10 protein-coding genes are annotated in these 15,838 nt (G+C 53.8%); 4 read left to right on the top strand and 6 right to left on the bottom strand.

Annotation, left to right across the window (positions count from 1 at the left end; all coding sequences use genetic code 11):
- The first annotated feature begins 23 nt into the window (after nucleotides 1–23).
- The 4 genes from pncB (at nucleotide 24) to ACJ9Y9_RS07855 (ending at nucleotide 5,934) form a co-directional block, all read left to right on the top strand.
- Nucleotides 24–1,226, top strand: a complete 1,203-nt coding sequence (gene pncB / locus ACJ9Y9_RS07870) for a nicotinate phosphoribosyltransferase (protein WP_028019230.1) — start codon at nucleotides 24–26, stop codon at nucleotides 1,224–1,226.
- A 166-nt stretch (nucleotides 1,227–1,392) separates the two neighbouring features.
- Entirely contained in the window at nucleotides 1,393–2,793 is a 1,401-nt protein-coding gene (gene asnS / locus ACJ9Y9_RS07865; protein ID WP_028019231.1) for an asparagine--tRNA ligase, read from the top strand.
- A gap of 605 nt (nucleotides 2,794–3,398) precedes the next feature.
- On the top strand, nucleotides 3,399–4,559 hold the full coding sequence (locus ACJ9Y9_RS07860; protein WP_028019232.1) for a porin: 1,161 nt from the start codon (nucleotides 3,399–3,401) through the stop codon (nucleotides 4,557–4,559).
- 184 nt (nucleotides 4,560–4,743) lie between these two features.
- Entirely contained in the window at nucleotides 4,744–5,934 is a 1,191-nt protein-coding gene (locus ACJ9Y9_RS07855; RefSeq protein ID WP_407226080.1) for an amino acid aminotransferase, read from the top strand.
- Nucleotides 5,935–5,982: 48 nt separating this feature from the next.
- On the opposite strand, the gene ACJ9Y9_RS07850 is transcribed toward ACJ9Y9_RS07855, so the two are convergent.
- From ACJ9Y9_RS07850 to mukF, 6 genes are all read right to left on the bottom strand, one after another.
- On the bottom strand, nucleotides 5,983–6,630 hold the full coding sequence (locus ACJ9Y9_RS07850; protein ID WP_025755996.1) for an MBL fold metallo-hydrolase: 648 nt from the start codon (nucleotides 6,628–6,630) through the stop codon (nucleotides 5,983–5,985).
- Between the two features lie 20 nt (nucleotides 6,631–6,650).
- Nucleotides 6,651–7,202 (bottom strand): YcbK family protein, encoded by a 552-nt coding sequence (locus tag ACJ9Y9_RS07845; protein ID WP_028019233.1) that lies wholly within the window; start codon nucleotides 7,200–7,202, stop codon nucleotides 6,651–6,653.
- Nucleotides 7,203–7,377: 175 nt separating this feature from the next.
- A complete protein-coding gene (gene ldtD / locus ACJ9Y9_RS07840; RefSeq protein WP_028019234.1) occupies nucleotides 7,378–9,201 on the bottom strand; it encodes a L,D-transpeptidase in 1,824 nt (607 codons plus the stop codon).
- A gap of 178 nt (nucleotides 9,202–9,379) precedes the next feature.
- A complete protein-coding gene (gene mukB, locus ACJ9Y9_RS07835; RefSeq protein ID WP_028019235.1) occupies nucleotides 9,380–13,831 on the bottom strand; it encodes a chromosome partition protein MukB in 4,452 nt (1,483 codons plus the stop codon).
- Nucleotides 13,831–14,535, bottom strand: a complete 705-nt coding sequence (mukE, locus tag ACJ9Y9_RS07830) for a chromosome partition protein MukE (RefSeq protein ID WP_028019236.1) — start codon at nucleotides 14,533–14,535, stop codon at nucleotides 13,831–13,833. The genes mukB and mukE overlap by 1 nt, the downstream gene beginning before the upstream one ends.
- The gene (mukF, locus tag ACJ9Y9_RS07825; protein WP_028019237.1) at nucleotides 14,516–15,838 is read right to left on the bottom strand and encodes a chromosome partition protein MukF; all 1,323 of its coding nucleotides are present in this window, start codon (nucleotides 15,836–15,838) and stop codon (nucleotides 14,516–14,518) included. The genes mukE and mukF overlap by 20 nt, the downstream gene beginning before the upstream one ends.

Below are 15,838 nucleotides of genomic sequence, written 5' to 3'. Positions count from 1 at the left end.
TGAGAGGATGCTACTGCGCACCTATGACTCAATTCGTTTCTCCTGTTCTGCATACGTTGCTGGATACTGACGCGTATAAACTGCATATGCAGCAAGCCGTTTTCCACCATTACTATGACGTTCATGTCGCGGCCGAATTCCGCTGCCGTGGCGACGACTTGCTCGGTATCTACGCAGACGCTATTCGTGAACAGGTCGATGCTATGCAGCATCTGACGTTGCAGGACGATGAATATCAGTGGCTTTCTGGCCTGCCTTTCTTCAAAGCTGACTACCTGAACTGGCTGCGCGACTTCCGCTATAAGCCAGAGCAGGTCACTGTACTTAACGATAATGGTAAGCTGGATATTCGTCTCGAAGGCCCGTGGCGTGAAGTGATCATGTGGGAAGTGCCGCTTCTGGCGGTGATCAGTGAACTGGCCCACCGCTACCGTTCGCCGGAAACCGGTGTTGAACAGGCGGTCGCAGCGCTGGAAACCAAGCTCGCGGGCTTCACCACGCTGACCGAAGGGCTGGATATGTCCCGCTTCCGCCTGATGGACTTTGGCACCCGTCGCCGTTTCTCTCGCGACGTTCAGGAGGCCATCGTTAAGCGTCTGCAGCAGGAACCGTGGTTTGTGGGCACCAGCAACTACGATCTGGCCCGTCGCCTTAATCTCACGCCTATGGGCACCCAGGCGCATGAATGGTTCCAGGCGCATCAGCAGATAAGCCCAGACCTGGCGAACAGCCAGCGCGCGGCGCTGGCCGCATGGCTAGAGGAGTACCCAAATCAACTGGGGATCGCCCTCACCGACTGTATTACGATGGATGCCTTCCTGCGCGATTTTGGTCCCGAGTTCGCTGAGCGTTACCAGGGGTTACGCCATGATTCCGGTGATCCGGTTGAATGGGGTGAGAAAGCCATTGCCCATTATGAAAAGCTGGGTATTGATCCAATGAGCAAGGTTCTGGTCTTCTCCGATAATCTTGACCTGCCGAAAGCGGTTGAGCTTTATCGCCAGTTCAACACCCAGGTTAACCTGAGCTTCGGGATTGGTACCCGTTTGACCTGTGACATCCCTCAGGTGAAACCGCTGAATATTGTTATAAAACTGGTGGAATGTAACGGCAAGCCGGTGGCTAAGCTCTCCGATAGCCCGGGTAAAACCATCTGCCATGACAAAGCGTTTGTCCGCGCATTGCGCAAAGCGTTCGATCTCCCGCAGATTAAAAAAGCCAGCTAAACGCTTACGGGAGCCTTCATGGCTCCCCTCACCTTATTTATTTCTCAATTCTTCCCTTTTGACTGCGAAATTTACTTGTCTGATGGCAGATGGCAGGTAACATAGATATCCCCCCATAAGGGTGGACAAGTGTCTATTTTTTCCGACTATTAACAGAGAGAATATTATGAGCGTTGTGCCTGTAGCCGACGTACTCCAGGGCCGTGTCGCCGTTGACCAGGAAGTCACCGTGCGCGGATGGGTGCGTACCCGCCGAGATTCTAAAGCTGGCATCTCCTTCCTTGCCGTCTATGACGGTTCCTGCTTTGATCCTGTACAGGCCGTCATTAATAATTCTCTGCCCAATTACAATGATGACGTTCTGCATCTGACGACGGGTTGTTCCGTTATCGTTACCGGCGTGGTTGTGGCATCACCGGGCCAGGGCCAGAGTTTCGAAATTCAGGCTTCTGCCATTGAAGTCACCGGCTGGGTTGAAGATCCGGATACCTATCCGATGGCGGCTAAACGTCACAGCATTGAGTATCTGCGCGAAGTCGCTCACCTGCGTCCGCGTACCAACCTGATTGGTGCAGTGGCGCGTGTGCGTCATACGCTGGCGCAGGCGCTGCATCGCTTCTTCGACGAACAAGGTTATTTCTGGGTGTCTACCCCGCTAATTACTGCTTCTGATACAGAAGGTGCAGGTGAAATGTTCCGTGTCTCGACGCTGGACATGGAAAACCTGCCGCGTACGCCAGAAGGTAAAGTGGACTATGACAAAGACTTCTTCGGCAAAGAGGCTTTCCTGACGGTTTCTGGCCAGCTGAACGGAGAAACCTACGCCTGCGCGCTGTCTAAAATCTACACCTTTGGCCCTACCTTCCGTGCCGAAAACTCCAACACCAGCCGTCACCTGGCAGAATTCTGGATGCTGGAGCCTGAAGTGGCGTTCGCCAACCTGGACGATGTTGCCGGCCTGGCGGAAGCGATGCTGAAGTATGTGTTCAAAGCGGTGCTGGAAGAGCGTCCTGACGACATGAAATTCTTCGCCGAGCGCGTAGACAGCGACGCAGTAGCGCGTCTGGAGCGTTTTGTTTCCGCTGACTTTGCACAGGTGGATTACACCGACGCGGTAGCGATCCTTGAGAAATGCGGTGAGACGTTCGAGAACCCGGTTTACTGGGGCGTTGACCTGGCGTCTGAGCATGAACGCTATCTGGCCGAGAAACATTTCAAAGCACCGGTTGTCGTGAAAAACTACCCGAAAGACATTAAGGCCTTCTATATGCGCCTTAACGAAGACGGTAAAACCGTTGCAGCGATGGACGTACTGGCGCCGGGCATTGGTGAAATCATCGGCGGTTCTCAGCGTGAAGAGCGTCTCGACGTACTTGACGCACGCATGGAAGAGATGGGTCTCAATCCGGCTGACTACAGCTGGTACCGCGATCTGCGTCGTTACGGTACCGTACCGCACGCTGGTTTTGGTCTGGGCTTCGAGCGTCTGATTGCCTACGTGACCGGTGTTCAGAACGTACGTGATGTTATTCCGTTCCCTCGCACACCACGTAACGCTAGCTTCTAATCCACAAAAACGTCAATGGCCAGCGAATGCTGGCCATTATTTTATTCTGCATTGTCAGTTTACGTCAGCGTAAAGTCAGCATTTTTAAACCATCACCCCGTCACAACCGCTACCTGTTACGTATTGTTTCCGTGAAATATCCAGCCACAAAAAACAAACTCCATTCTTATTGCGATTATTACATCCTCAAGCAATAGCACAAATTTCAACCATTTTTTTAGCCATCCGGATGTCTTTTTTGCATCATAAGAAAAAACAAGTCGTTTAGCCTCTGTTTATATGAATTGCCTTTATCCAAATTAATCATAAGGAATTCATATATATAGGATAAACACTGCCGCTTAATTCGCCAGGGAGTTCTGAAGTTTGAGGTGGTTCACAAAGTTCCGAAAAATACACATTTAGTTACACATATTTTCTTTCGGTTACTTAATCTTGAGAATTGTAGCACTTTCAGGCTAGCGAAACGCTTCGGTGAATGGAAAGATGCCTGTCAGATACATAAAGACACCAAACTCTCATCAATAGTTCCGGAAATATTTATTGACAGAATTTATTGACGGCAGTGGCGAGTGTCATAAAAAAACCAATGAGGGTAATAAATAATGATGAAGCGCAATATTCTGGCAGTGGTTATCCCTGCTCTGCTGGTAGCTGGTGCAGCTAACGCTGCAGAAATCTACAACAAAAACGCTAACAAGCTGGACTTCTACGGTAAAGCTGTAGGTGAACACATCTGGACCACCAACGGTGACACCAGCAACGAAGATACCACCTACGCCCGTATCGGCTTCAAAGGTGAAACCCAGATCAACGATCAGATCACTGGTTACGGTCAGTGGGAATACAACATGGACGCGTCCAACGCAGAAGGTTCTCAGGGTACTAAAACCCGTCTGGCATTTGCTGGTCTGAACTTCGGTGACGCGGGCTCTCTGGACTACGGCCGTAACTATGGCGCTATCTATGACGCGGCAGCATATACCGATATGCTGGTTGAATGGGGTGGCGACTCTTGGGTTGCGACTGATAACTTCATGAACGGTCGTGCTTCTGGCCTGCTGACCTACCGTAACAAGAACTTCTTCGGTCTGGTTGATGGCCTGAGCTTCGCCCTTCAGTATCAGGGTAAAAACGAGCGCAGCAACGCTGTCGCTGCAACTTACACCGCCGATGGTCAGTTGATCAACGTGGGTCGTGGTGGTAACGGCGCTAAAGGTAACGGTGATGGCTTCAGCTCCTCTGTTCAGTACGAACTGGGTGAAGGCTTCGCACTGGCAGCGGGTTATGAAACTGCTGACCGCACCAACGAGCAGGTTGCTGCTGGCAACTCCGCTGATTGGGCAAGCGCCGGCGGCGATCGTGCAGAAGCATGGTCTACTGCAGCGAAATACGATGCGAACAACATCTACGCAGCAGTTCAGTATGCTGAAACCACTAACATGACTCGTGAAGCTGATAACAACTTCGCTAACAAAACCCAGAACATCGAAGCTGTTGTTCAGTACCAATTCGACTTCGGTCTGCGTCCATCCCTGGGCTACGTCCAGTCTAAAGGTAAGGACCTGAAAGCACGTGGAACCTTCAACGGTGGCGATGCTGACCTGGTGAAATACATCGAACTCGGTACCTGGTACTACTTCAACAAGAACATGAACGTGTACGCTGCGTACAAATTCAACCTGCTGAACGACAACGATTACTCTGAATCTGCCAAACTGGCAACAGACGATCAGGCAGCAGTTGGTATCGTTTACCAGTTCTAATCAGTACACCACTTTGTTATATGCTTAATGAACAGGGCTTCGGCCCTGTTTTTTTATGCCTGACAGAAAATAATGGCGACTTTTGAAAAGCCGCACGCTTTTCGTCGCAAACGGTTGGCATTTTGTAAATCTACCGTTAACCTGATAGCGGATTTCACTTCTGTAATCACAATGGAACTTCGTCATGTTTGAGAACATTACCGCCGCTCCTGCCGACCCTATTCTGGGCCTGGCCGATCTGTTTCGTGCCGACGACCGCCCTGGCAAAATCAACCTGGGTATTGGTGTATATAAAGATGAAACCGGCAAAACTCCGGTACTGACCAGCGTTAAGAAAGCTGAGCAGTATCTGCTGGAAAACGAAACCACCAAAAACTACCTCGGTATTGATGGTATCCCTGAATTTGGTCGCTGCACCCAGGAGCTGCTGTTCGGTAAAGGCAGCGCAATTGTGAGTGACAAACGTGCCCGTACAGCACAGACCCCTGGCGGTACCGGTGCGCTGCGCGTGGCGGCGGATTTCCTTGCGAAAAACACCTCTGTTAAGCGTGTCTGGGTAAGCAACCCAAGCTGGCCGAACCACAAGAGCGTCTTTAACTCTGCGGGTCTGGAAGTGCGTGAATACGCTTACTACGACGCAGCAAACCACTCTCTCGACTTTGACGGCCTGCTGGCAAGCCTGAGCGAAGCGCAGGCAGGAGATGTAGTGCTGTTCCACGGTTGCTGCCATAACCCAACCGGTATCGATCCGACGCTTGAGCAGTGGGAACATCTGGCGAAGTTGTCCCTAGAGAAAGGCTGGCTGCCGCTGTTTGACTTTGCCTACCAGGGCTTCGCCCGTGGTCTGGAAGAAGATGCAGAAGGCCTGCGCGCGTTCGCAGCCGTGCATCAGGAACTGATTGTCGCAAGCTCTTATTCCAAGAACTTCGGTCTGTACAATGAGCGTGTAGGTGCTTGTACGCTGGTCGCGGCAAACGACGAGACCGTCGATCGTGCGTTCAGCCAGATGAAATCGGTTATTCGCGCGAACTACTCTAACCCACCAGCACACGGTGCGTCTGTTGTTGCCACTATCCTGAGTAACGATGCGCTGCGCGCCATCTGGGAACAAGAACTGAATGACATGCGTCAGCGTATTCAGCGCATGCGCCTGCTGTTTGTGAACACCCTGGCTGAGAAAGGCGCGGACCGCGACTTCAGCTTTATCATCAAACAGAACGGCATGTTCTCGTTCAGCGGCCTGACCAAAGAGCAGGTTCTGCGTCTGCGTGAAGAGTTTGGCGTGTACGCCGTGGCGTCTGGCCGCGTGAACGTTGCAGGCATGACGCCTGACAACATGGCGCCACTGTGCGAAGCGATTGTCGCCGTACTGTAATTTGCGCCCATAAAAAAGCCTGCGTTATGCAGGCTTTTTTTATTCGGGTTACCAGACAGGCATTTCATCCTGAAGGAACGGGTTATGGAGCCGTTCATAGCCCAGCGTCGACATTGGACCGTGTCCAGGGATAAACGTCACGTCATCACCCAGCGGCAATAACTTCTGTTTTATCGACTGAATCAGTTGCCCGTGGTCACCACGCGGAAAATCGCTGCGTCCTACGCCACCTTTGAAAATCACATCGCCGGAAATCAGCAGACGAGACTGGTCATCAAAGAAGACGATATGGCCTGGCGTATGCCCAGGACAATGCAACACCTGTAAAGTCACATTCCCTACGTTAACGCGCTCTCCCTCGTTCAGCCAGCGATCGGGCGTCAGAGGTTGACACTCATCAAGGCCAAACATGCGGCTTTGGGCTGGCAAACCCTGCAGCCAGAACTCATCTTCTTTTTCCGGACCGATCACCGGCACACCATAGTGCTGTGCCAGTTCCGCCGCTGCGCCGACATGGTCAAGGTGACCATGCGTCAGTAATATCTGCATCAGCGTCACGCCGCTATCTGCAACTTCCTGTTTGATCTTCTCAGCGTCGCCGCCGGGATCGACAAGCGCGGCCAGTTTGGTTTGTTCACACCAGATTAATGAACAATTCTGGGAGAACGCCGTAACCGGAATAATACGATAGTTCATACTGCTCCTGTGTTTCGTTATTACCAGTGCCGAACTGGACCGGTATCAATATGCACAAAGTTGCTGCTGGGGTAATATCCTACACCACCTGCACGCATAGATAACGCAGCTTTGCGAATATTGGCTAACGAAACGCCTTCAATGTGGAAATCCATTGCCTGTCCCCTGGTGTGGTAGCTTTTTTTGGCTACCCCACGGCTATGGGCGCGCAGTTCATTATTAGTATCAATTGAGCGATAACCAGAAATAAGCTGCACCGGCTTGCTGGTACCCAGCAGGCCCTGAAGGCGGAAAAGCTGATCAAACAGTCCTGGATCGATGGCTTTTATTTTATTCGCGCGGTAATCACGGAAAAAGTGGTTAAGTCTTGCTAATTCATCCTGAATATAGCCTCTGCCATCGAAGAATTCCGCTTTTAGCGACTCACCGGTATGGAGATTGTTGAGCGTTAAAACTCGCGGACGAGGTGTCGAGAGGGTGGCAAATGCTGGCGTCGGCAAGATGGCCGCTGCGCCGAGCGCAACACCACCTAACGCCAGCAGTTTGCGGCGATTAGCGTCAAATTTGTCCATGATAATCAGGTCTACAGGTCAATGTTTATCGTAATATGCTTAGCGCACGAAGGGCACCTTAACTGGCAAAACCGGGTACGTCAAGGCGCCCAACCCCAGTGAATACGCGGCTTACAGCGATATTGCCCCTTATTCACCATAACTTACGACAATCATTTCTCCCGAACTACTTCATTTACCTGATTAATTGTTCAGCTTTTGGCAAAATTTGTGCGCCGGATCGCGAGATGAGATCATAATTGTAAATATCTGTACGATACTGAGTACGCCCGTCTTCGCCAACAAACGCGGTCAGATAGTAAAGATTGACCGGAATATTGTGTCGAATATTAACGTACCGCGTATCCCCCTGTTTCAGGGCGTCAGAAATACGCGTATCGTTCCAGCCCGCATCCTGCAACAGCATATTGGCAAGCTCTGAGGCTTTGTTCACGCGCACACAGCCAGAACTCAGGGCGCGAGTATCTTTCTGGAACAGGTTGTGGTTCGGCGTATCGTGCAGATAGATAGCTTCTGAACTCGGCATATTGAATTTGTAGCGTCCCAACGAGTTATGCGCCCCTGGAGCTTGCTGGAAGCGGAACGGTAAATTAGACGCCGTAATCGTCGACCAGTCGACCATGTACGGATCGATGGCCTCTTTGCTGTTCCATCCCCGCATAACCGTGTAGCCATGACGTTCCAGATAACCCGGATCGTTCCAGACTTTAGGCAGAATATCTTTGCGCGCCAGGGTCGGCGGTACGTTCCACGGTGGGTTAACCACTACGTTATTCAGCGCACTGCTCATCATCGGTGTTTTACGATCGGGACGTCCGACAATCACGCGCGACGCCAGTACTTCACTACCGTTCTGGTAATAGACCAGCGAATACGCAGGAATGTTAACCATGATCCCGGTAGAGAGCGTTCCCGGCAGTAAGCGCAAACGCTGGATATTCAGCGCCAGCACCCCTGCCCGCTGCGCAGGTGATACGTTCAGCCAGTCACGCGTCGTCTGGCCGATGACGCCATCGGCCCCCAGCCCCTGAGCGGCCTGGAATTGTTTAACTGCCGCAACCAGTTCGCGATCGTAAGCCGCCGGTTTGTCGCTCACGACCACCGCTTTCTTCTCTTTCACAGAAGCTGATGGACTGACCACGACGTTTTGCGGATCATCACCAGGCAGTGCAATCTTTGGCCCGCCGCCCAGAATACCGGAACGCTTTAAGATCTCACGCAGGGCAGGAACATCGCTGCTCCACTGCCCCGGACGCAGTGTCGCACTGCCACGCATTTGCGGCCACGGACGCGAATCGCCCACCAGTTCAAGAAGCGACTGGTGCAGGGTGGCATATTGCGGATGCGCTGGCGCAAGACTGGCTATAAAGCGGGGTATATCGCCATTATCCAGAGCCAACTGCCACTGATTAATCACCGACAGCGCCGGCGTCGCCAGCTTATACGGCTTGTCGCTGTACAACCAGCGGTTGCCATTGACCGGAATACCTGCCACAAACTGCAGGTAGCCCATCATTGCATCAGAAAGGACCACGTCCCGCGCTTGCCCGGTGACGGCAGGATCGGTTAACAGCTCAACCCACGCTGTAAACTGAGGCTGGAACCCGGCAATCGCCACTTCCGCAAGCTGTTGCTGAAAGGCACGTACTGCGTCACGGTTGTCCCACATCGGTTTCATATCGCGGGCAGCATAGAGCAGAGTGAGCTGATTGATATAGACAGGTGTGTACCCTGAAGGCAGCCCAGCGTGTAGCTGCTGACGGAGAGAGTCGACGTCAATGCCTTCGGGCAACGGTTTAATACCGGCCATAATTGCCGTTGCAGGTGACTGTTCCAGCGGTTGAGACAACGACGTTGGCTGTGCGCCTGTCGTTGCGGAGCTGTCAGTCGGCACAATTTCAGGCTCATCGGCCTGAGCGGTTAACAGCGGAGCAAACATCACTGCCAGGCATAAGCTGAGCGCAGACAGCTGACGACCACATTTTTTCTTTAGCAACATCCCTTGCCCCCTGTTTTCACGACATGCCCATCACGGTGGGGCTTTCTTCTATTATAGGTAGACGGCAAATCAGTTGCCTTACCTTATGTAAAGAAGTTTAAAGATAACGCAGCCCTAAGCACAAGTTAAGTTTAAAAAAAAAGCGGCGCCAATGCGCCGCTCCTGATCAGGAGACGCTTCAGGAAGCGTCCGCCGTGGTTTCCGGTAATGACTCTGGCGGCTGAGGGGCAAAACCACGCAGCCCAACAACGTGAACGTGTTCGCTGTTCTGGAACACCTTACGCACCAGCTTATAGGTGGTCCCTTTTTCAGGACTGATGTTTTCCGGTGCCGCAATGATGAGCTGCATATCAAGACGCTCGCAAAGCTCAAACAGCGTAGCAATAGAGCGGGCATCAAGACGCGCCGCTTCATCCAGGAACAGCAGTCGACATGGGGAGATGTCTTTGCCGCGCAGGCGGCGTGCTTCATCTTCCCAGCTCTGTACCACCATCACCAGAATGGACATCCCGGTACCAATTGCTTCACCCGTAGAGAGCGCCCCCGATTCCGCACGCAGCCAGCCGTCGGAACCACGGTTAACCTCAACTTCCATTTCCAGATAGTTACGGTAATCCAGCAGCTCTTCACCGATGGTTTGCGGCGTGCGTTGCCCCATATCAATCTGCGGGTTCAGACGCTGATACAGCTTCGCCAGGGCTTCAGAGAAGGTCAGACGGTTGCTATTGAACAGATCCTGATGCTGTTCGTGCTGCTCTGAGAGCACTTCCAGCAGCGTCGAGTGGGCTTCACGCACATTGACGTTAAGACGCACGCTGTTTACCTGGCCAAAAGATACGCTCTGCAGGCCCTGGTTCAACTGACGAATACGGTTCTGCTCGCGCTGAATGGTTTTGCGGATGATATTCGCCACGCTGCGAGAGCTGATCGCCAGCTTCTGCTCACGGGAGGTCAGTTCTTCCGTCAGACGACCCAGCTCAATTTCCATCTGTTCGATGGCTTCGACCGGATCGTCGGTACGAATGATATCCTGACGAATACGCTCACGCAGGTGCTGATAAACGGCCACAAAGAACTGAATTTTACGCTCAGGACGTTTCGGATCCTCTGACATGCGCAGTACATCGCGCAGGTGCTCGTTGTCCGCTACCGCCAGACGCAGCGCACCCAACGCCTTATCCGACATAGAGCGCAGTTCATCGGCAGAGAGATACGCCAGCTCGCGACGGTGCAGACGGCGCTCAACGTTGTTGTCTTTCACCATCCGCATTACCGCGCACCAGCCCGCTTTCGCGGTCACGACCTGCTCGCGCATTTCATGGTAGTCGCGTTCCAGTTTACGCAGGCGACGCGTCAGGTTATCCATTTCTGCTTCGCAGAAGGTCAGCGCTTTTTCCAGCTGATTGCGGCGTGCGCGGTTATTACTGAGCTGGGAATGCAGTTCGTCACGGCGTATACGCGCCCGCTCTTCTGCCCCGCTGTCGGCACGAACGCCGATGTCCTGAAGCTCTTTCTGCAGGTCGTTTAACAGCTCTTTCTTGGTGTCGAAGGAGCTTTTCAGCGAGGCCAGCACCTGGTTGTACTGGTTCAGCTGTGCCGAGTGGCTACGCATCGCTTCGCGAGCACGCGTACGTTCCGCTTCAGCCTGCTCAAGACGCTGACGCAGCTTTTCATTCAGGTCGCTGTTGCCGCTCAGCATTTCAGCCGAATCGGAGTAGCCGAAATGTGCACGACGCTGCACGACTTCCGTCAGGGCAAATGCCTGCTGACGCGCTTCGCGCTGCACCTGTTGCGACCAGGCATAGTCTTCTTTTAACTGCTCAAACTGTTCCGGGTCACTCTGCAGAACAGAGACAACCGACTCCAGCTTCGCCAGTTGATTACCATGCTGCTGAATGAAACGCGCAGCTTCCTGGGCTTCATCCAGACGTTCCTGGATCTCATCCACACGGTCGGCCAGGGTTTCATCCGCCAGCAGATTCAGGCGTGGCAAAATGCGGTTAAGAGCAGCAACGCCCTCTTTCGCTTGTTCGAACTGAACACGGCTCTGCTGGTTGTCATTTTCATGACTGGCAATGGCTCGTTCCAGTTCACCGCGACGGGTATTGAGCTTACGGATTTCCGCTTCCGGGTCAGCATCAAACGCCACGCCCAGGTGGCTGCCGATAAAGCGGCTAAATGCCTGGTGCAGGCGCTGGGTTTTCTGCACGTCAAACGACAACGTCGCAAAACGTTCAGACAACGTTTCTCGCTCGGCGTGCAAGCTTTCAATGCGGCTTTCACGTGCAGCGCGGCCAAACAGAGGCAGCTCAGGGAAGCGGGAATAACGCCACTGACGGTCAGCGATTTTCACCACCACCGCTTTTTCCAATTCGTCGACACTGAATACGCTGTCATCGAACGACTGCGGATCCCCTTCGATCAGGTAGAGATCTTCCGGGCAATCTTCCAGACCAGCAAGCTGCTCGGAAACCAACGACAAATCCGGCACCACAATCGCGTTACGCGATGGGCCATAGAGTGCTGAGAAGTACGGGGCATCGTCCAGTCCGACATCGTCGTAAATTTCGGACAACAGCACACCGCCGAAACGTTCAGCCAGGGTATTCAGACGCGGATCTTCCGCACCACCCGGCTGGCTTAAGCGTTCAATCTCTTCATCAACGTCACGCTTACGCGCGCCCACTTCATCACGCTCAACAATGGCCTCGCGCTCGCGCTCCAGCAGTTGCTGCAGGTATTCGGTCACTTCCTGGCTGGATGTAAACTCTTCGCCGCACTGCTCGCTGAGCTGGTTCAGGCTGCTTTGCGCCGCCAGCCAGACGGGTGCACGCTGCAACAGAGTTTGAGAACGAGACTGAAGCTGCTCCATCTCCTGACGCAGCGTCATACGCTGTTCGCTGGCGCTGGAGACGGTGTCGGAGAGTGCGGCGATACGCGCTTCCAGCTCCTGATGCAGAGCCTCGAGATCGTCGATATCGTAATTTTTACCCTGACGCTTGCAGAACTCCGCCAGCAGACGCTCCGCTTCCTGCTGCTCGCGCAAGCGCTGTTCCAGCTCGTTCAGACGCATACGCAGTGGCTGCATCTGCTCGGCCAGATGTCGCTGGTTCACGCCGTCGCGCAGCAATTCGCGGGCGATGTCCCATGCTTCATTGCGCGCAAGCGGACCGTTAATCGCCACCACCAACTGATAAGCTTGTTCAAACTGGCTGTGTGCCGTTTGCGCGACGCTCATTTTCTGTTCGAGAGAGAGCAGCTTCTCGGTTGCTTCCTGCTCTTTAGCCTGGAAGGTATCCAGCCACTCATCAGCGCTTTCTGGTGTCAGATCAGGCAGGTGGCACAGCTCTTTTGCACGCTGTAACGCCTGCAATGCCTGGGTGTATTGAATTGCACGCGTCTGCTGCACATCCAGCGCCTGCTGATAATCAGCAAGCTGGCTTTTCAGCTCATCGACTTCCAGTTCGGCGGCTTCAGCGCGGGCTTCATTCTCTTCCTGCATGTCGGCAGCTTCAGCCACCACTTCATTCTGTTCTTCGAGACGAATTTGCAGCTCATCGAGGTCCGCTTCGTAGCGTTCGATTTTCTCCTGCTGGCGCAGCGCGGTCTGCACCAGATTCAGGTGATCGCTGGCAGCCTGGTAATCCGCTTCCAGATCGCCCTCAGCACCGGTGTGCTCGCCCAGCTCGCGCGCCATTTCGACGTGCTTGTACTGCTCGGCCACCAGCTGTTTACGGGAGGTAAACAGCTCGCGACGGTACTCTAATGCCTGATCGAGATGCACTCGGCGCTCGTTGGCGTGACGCATGTAGTCCGCAGCCACGTAGTTAGTAGCTTCGCTGATCAGGTGTTTAAACAGGTCGCGGTCAGACTGGGTAACGCGAATCGCTTCCAGCGTCATGCGGTTTTCACGCAGTGCGGCTTCCATATCCTGGAAGGCCTTACGCACGCCGCTGTTTTCCGGCAGCAGGTAGTCTCGCAGCGAGCGGGTAATGGCGCTGGAGATACCACCGTACAGCGACGCTTCGATCAGACGATAGTATTTGCTACGGTCTGATGCCGTGCGCAGACGACGCGCCACCACGCCCAGATCGAACATCAGCGAGTGGTAGTCGGTAATGGAGTTGAACTGCTTGAACTGCACGCCTTCGATGGCTTCGAGCTTGTCTTTCAACTCCTGCAGCGTCAGCACGCGCGCCTGGCGCTCGTTCAGGGTTTCCGTTAGCAGCGCCGTCGGCTGCATAGATGTTGGCAGCCCCTGGATCGCAAACGGTTTGATATCCACTTTACGGTCGCGACCCGCGACCTGCTGCAGGCGTACGCCCACCACCACACGCTGATGACGGGAGTTAATGACGTCCAGCACCGAATAGCAGACGCCAGCCTTCAGCTTACCGTGCAGACCTTTATCACGGGAGCCGCTTGTTGCCCCCGCTTCGGTGGTGTTACGGAAGTGAAGCAGCGTCAGATCGGGAATCAGCGCCGTAACAAACGCCGCCATGGTGGTGGATTTACCCGCACCGTTACCGCCGGAGAGCGTCGTGACCAGCTCATCCAGATCGAACGTTCGGGCGAAGAAGCCGTTCCAGTTAATCAGCGTTAGTGAGCGAAATTTACCGCGTTCAATCATTACTCTTCCTCCCCGCTATCCGGCAGATTCTCTTCATGCTCATCATTGAGCTGCAAATGGTTTTCCACCGGCATCGCTTCACCATCGCGGATCATGCGAAGCTGCGCCTCACGCGCGTCATCGCCCGTACGCACATCGGCGCCGAAGCGGAAGACAGATTCCGTGATGCGGAATTTGCTGCTGTCGTGGCCCATAAACCAGACCATACCCAGACGACGCAGACGGTTCAGGGAAGAACGAACCTTTTCCTGTAATTTCTGACGATCGAGATCCGAACCCGTGGAGCGGTTGTTCACCAGCTTAAGCAGCTTGCTCTCATCTGCCAGCGTCAACAGCTCGTCGTAAAGTTCCTGCTGGGTGAAGATCCCTTCATTCGCCAGACGTTCCGGGCTGAGATAGAGATAGCAAAGAATTTTGCCGACCATCATATCCAGCTCGGAAAGCACGGAGCGCGGAATCAGCGTCGTGGAGCGTGGACGCAGGTAGAAAAACCCTTCCGGTGCGCGGATAAGCTCCACGTTATAGCGCGCATAAAACTCTTCCAGGTACTCCTGGAAGTCCATCAAAAAGGCGTGATTATCCAGCTCGTCTAAGCCAATGTGACGACCGGCACGCAGCTGGCTGTCCAGCGCCGGAAATAACGGATTCGCCAGCGCCTGTGCCAGCTTAACTGGCATCACTTGTTCAATATTTGTCAATGACATGCGCCTGTACCTTGGCTCCGTAATCGTTAATTGGCTGCCACTTCGGCGGCAGTCCGGTGAAATCTGCTTGTGCGACACCCAGGCGCACCGCCTGGTCTACCACAATGCGGGCAACATCGAAGTGGCGTGCACGAGGATATTGCGCCAGATAGTCGCGCACCACGAGACCAAGATCCAGCGGCACTTGTCTGGTTTTGTAGACAGCGAGCTGTTCTTCGATCATGGCCGCAAGTTGCTCACGAATTTCGTTGAATTCTTCGTATTCCAGATCCGGTGGCAGTTCACCGGTCACCTCTTCATCACGCAGAGCCATCTCTTCGTCGCGCATATCCAGCAGACGATCGGCATTAGCGTAGGTCAGCGCCCACGGCGCATCGAAATAGGTCTGCACAGACTGACGCAGACGCTGGGCAAAGACGCGGTTTTTATCCATATCAATCGCGGTACGGATAAATTTATGCACATGGCGGTCATAGCCGATCCACAGGTCGATCGACTGCTGTCCCCAGCTAATAATGCGATCGAGTTTACTCTGCAAATCAAAGACCAGACGGTCGACAAAATGCAGATCGTCATGTGCCATGGTCGCATCCTGAATGCGTAGCAGGTTGGCCTGGAGCTTATCCCCTGCGGCCTCCAGCGTATCCTGCAGTTCACGCAGCGTGCCGGAGGTTTCCGACAGCAACAGTTCGCAGCTGGAGATAGCCGCGCGCCAGTCTTTGTTCAGCAACTGCGCAATATCGTCTTTCACCTGCTGCTGCTGTTCGTCCATCAGACGCTGAGTCAGATCGATACTGTCGAAAATCTCCGCTACCGAGTATTTCAGCGGTGCGTAAACATTGCGGTGCCAGTGGAATTCGTCACCGTTTTCATCCGCAGCATCGGCGGCACGCTTAAGTTCACCCGCAACAATCGAGAGCTGCATGGAAAGACGCAGCGTGGAAAATTCACGCTGGCGAATGTAGTAATCGGTGATGCCGATGCCCAGTGGCGTCAGGCGATAGATGGCGTTTCCTTCCGCCTGCTCGCTGGTAAAGCGGTTCAGCAGACGTTGACGCACCATATCGTTGATTGCGTTGTTGGCACGCACGCTAATGGTTTCGCTGGTTTGCTCAAACGCATCACTGACATGGCGGAACGCATCCACCAGTTCACCCTCGCTCATTTCACCATCCAGCCGTTCGCCGTTCAGCGTGGCAACCGCCAGCAGGAAAGAGAGTCTGTCTACCGGCAGCGAGATGGAGAAATCGTTTTTCCTGGCCCAGGCAACCAGTTCGGGGACTGTCTGGGAAAATTCACTCAT

Source organism: Enterobacter sp. CPE_E1241, from assembly GCF_045618265.1.
In the GTDB taxonomy this organism is placed as follows: Bacteria; Pseudomonadota; Gammaproteobacteria; order Enterobacterales; family Enterobacteriaceae; genus Enterobacter; species Enterobacter adelaidei.
Note: the sequence above shows the minus strand (reverse complement) of the source record. Positions and strands in the feature narration are given on the sequence as shown.

Bases quoted from the DNA above. Each gene is read 5' to 3' on its own strand.
- ACJ9Y9_RS07855 (WP_407226080.1), top strand. From the start codon at position 4,744: ATGTTTGAGAACATTACCGCCGCTCCTGCCGACCCTATTCTGGGCCTG.
- ACJ9Y9_RS07850 (WP_025755996.1), bottom strand. From the start codon at position 6,630: ATGAACTATCGTATTATTCCGGTTACGGCGTTCTCCCAGAATTGTTCA.
- ACJ9Y9_RS07860 (WP_028019232.1), top strand. From the start codon at position 3,399: ATGATGAAGCGCAATATTCTGGCAGTGGTTATCCCTGCTCTGCTGGTA.
- mukE (WP_028019236.1), bottom strand. From the start codon at position 14,535: ATGTCATTGACAAATATTGAACAAGTGATGCCAGTTAAGCTGGCACAG.
- ACJ9Y9_RS07845 (WP_028019233.1), bottom strand. From the start codon at position 7,202: ATGGACAAATTTGACGCTAATCGCCGCAAACTGCTGGCGTTAGGTGGT.
- mukB (WP_028019235.1), bottom strand. From the start codon at position 13,831: ATGATTGAACGCGGTAAATTTCGCTCACTAACGCTGATTAACTGGAAC.
- ldtD (WP_028019234.1), bottom strand. From the start codon at position 9,201: ATGTTGCTAAAGAAAAAATGTGGTCGTCAGCTGTCTGCGCTCAGCTTA.
- pncB (WP_028019230.1), top strand. From the start codon at position 24: ATGACTCAATTCGTTTCTCCTGTTCTGCATACGTTGCTGGATACTGAC.
- mukF (WP_028019237.1), bottom strand. From the start codon at position 15,838: ATGAGTGAATTTTCCCAGACAGTCCCCGAACTGGTTGCCTGGGCCAGG.
- asnS (WP_028019231.1), top strand. From the start codon at position 1,393: ATGAGCGTTGTGCCTGTAGCCGACGTACTCCAGGGCCGTGTCGCCGTT.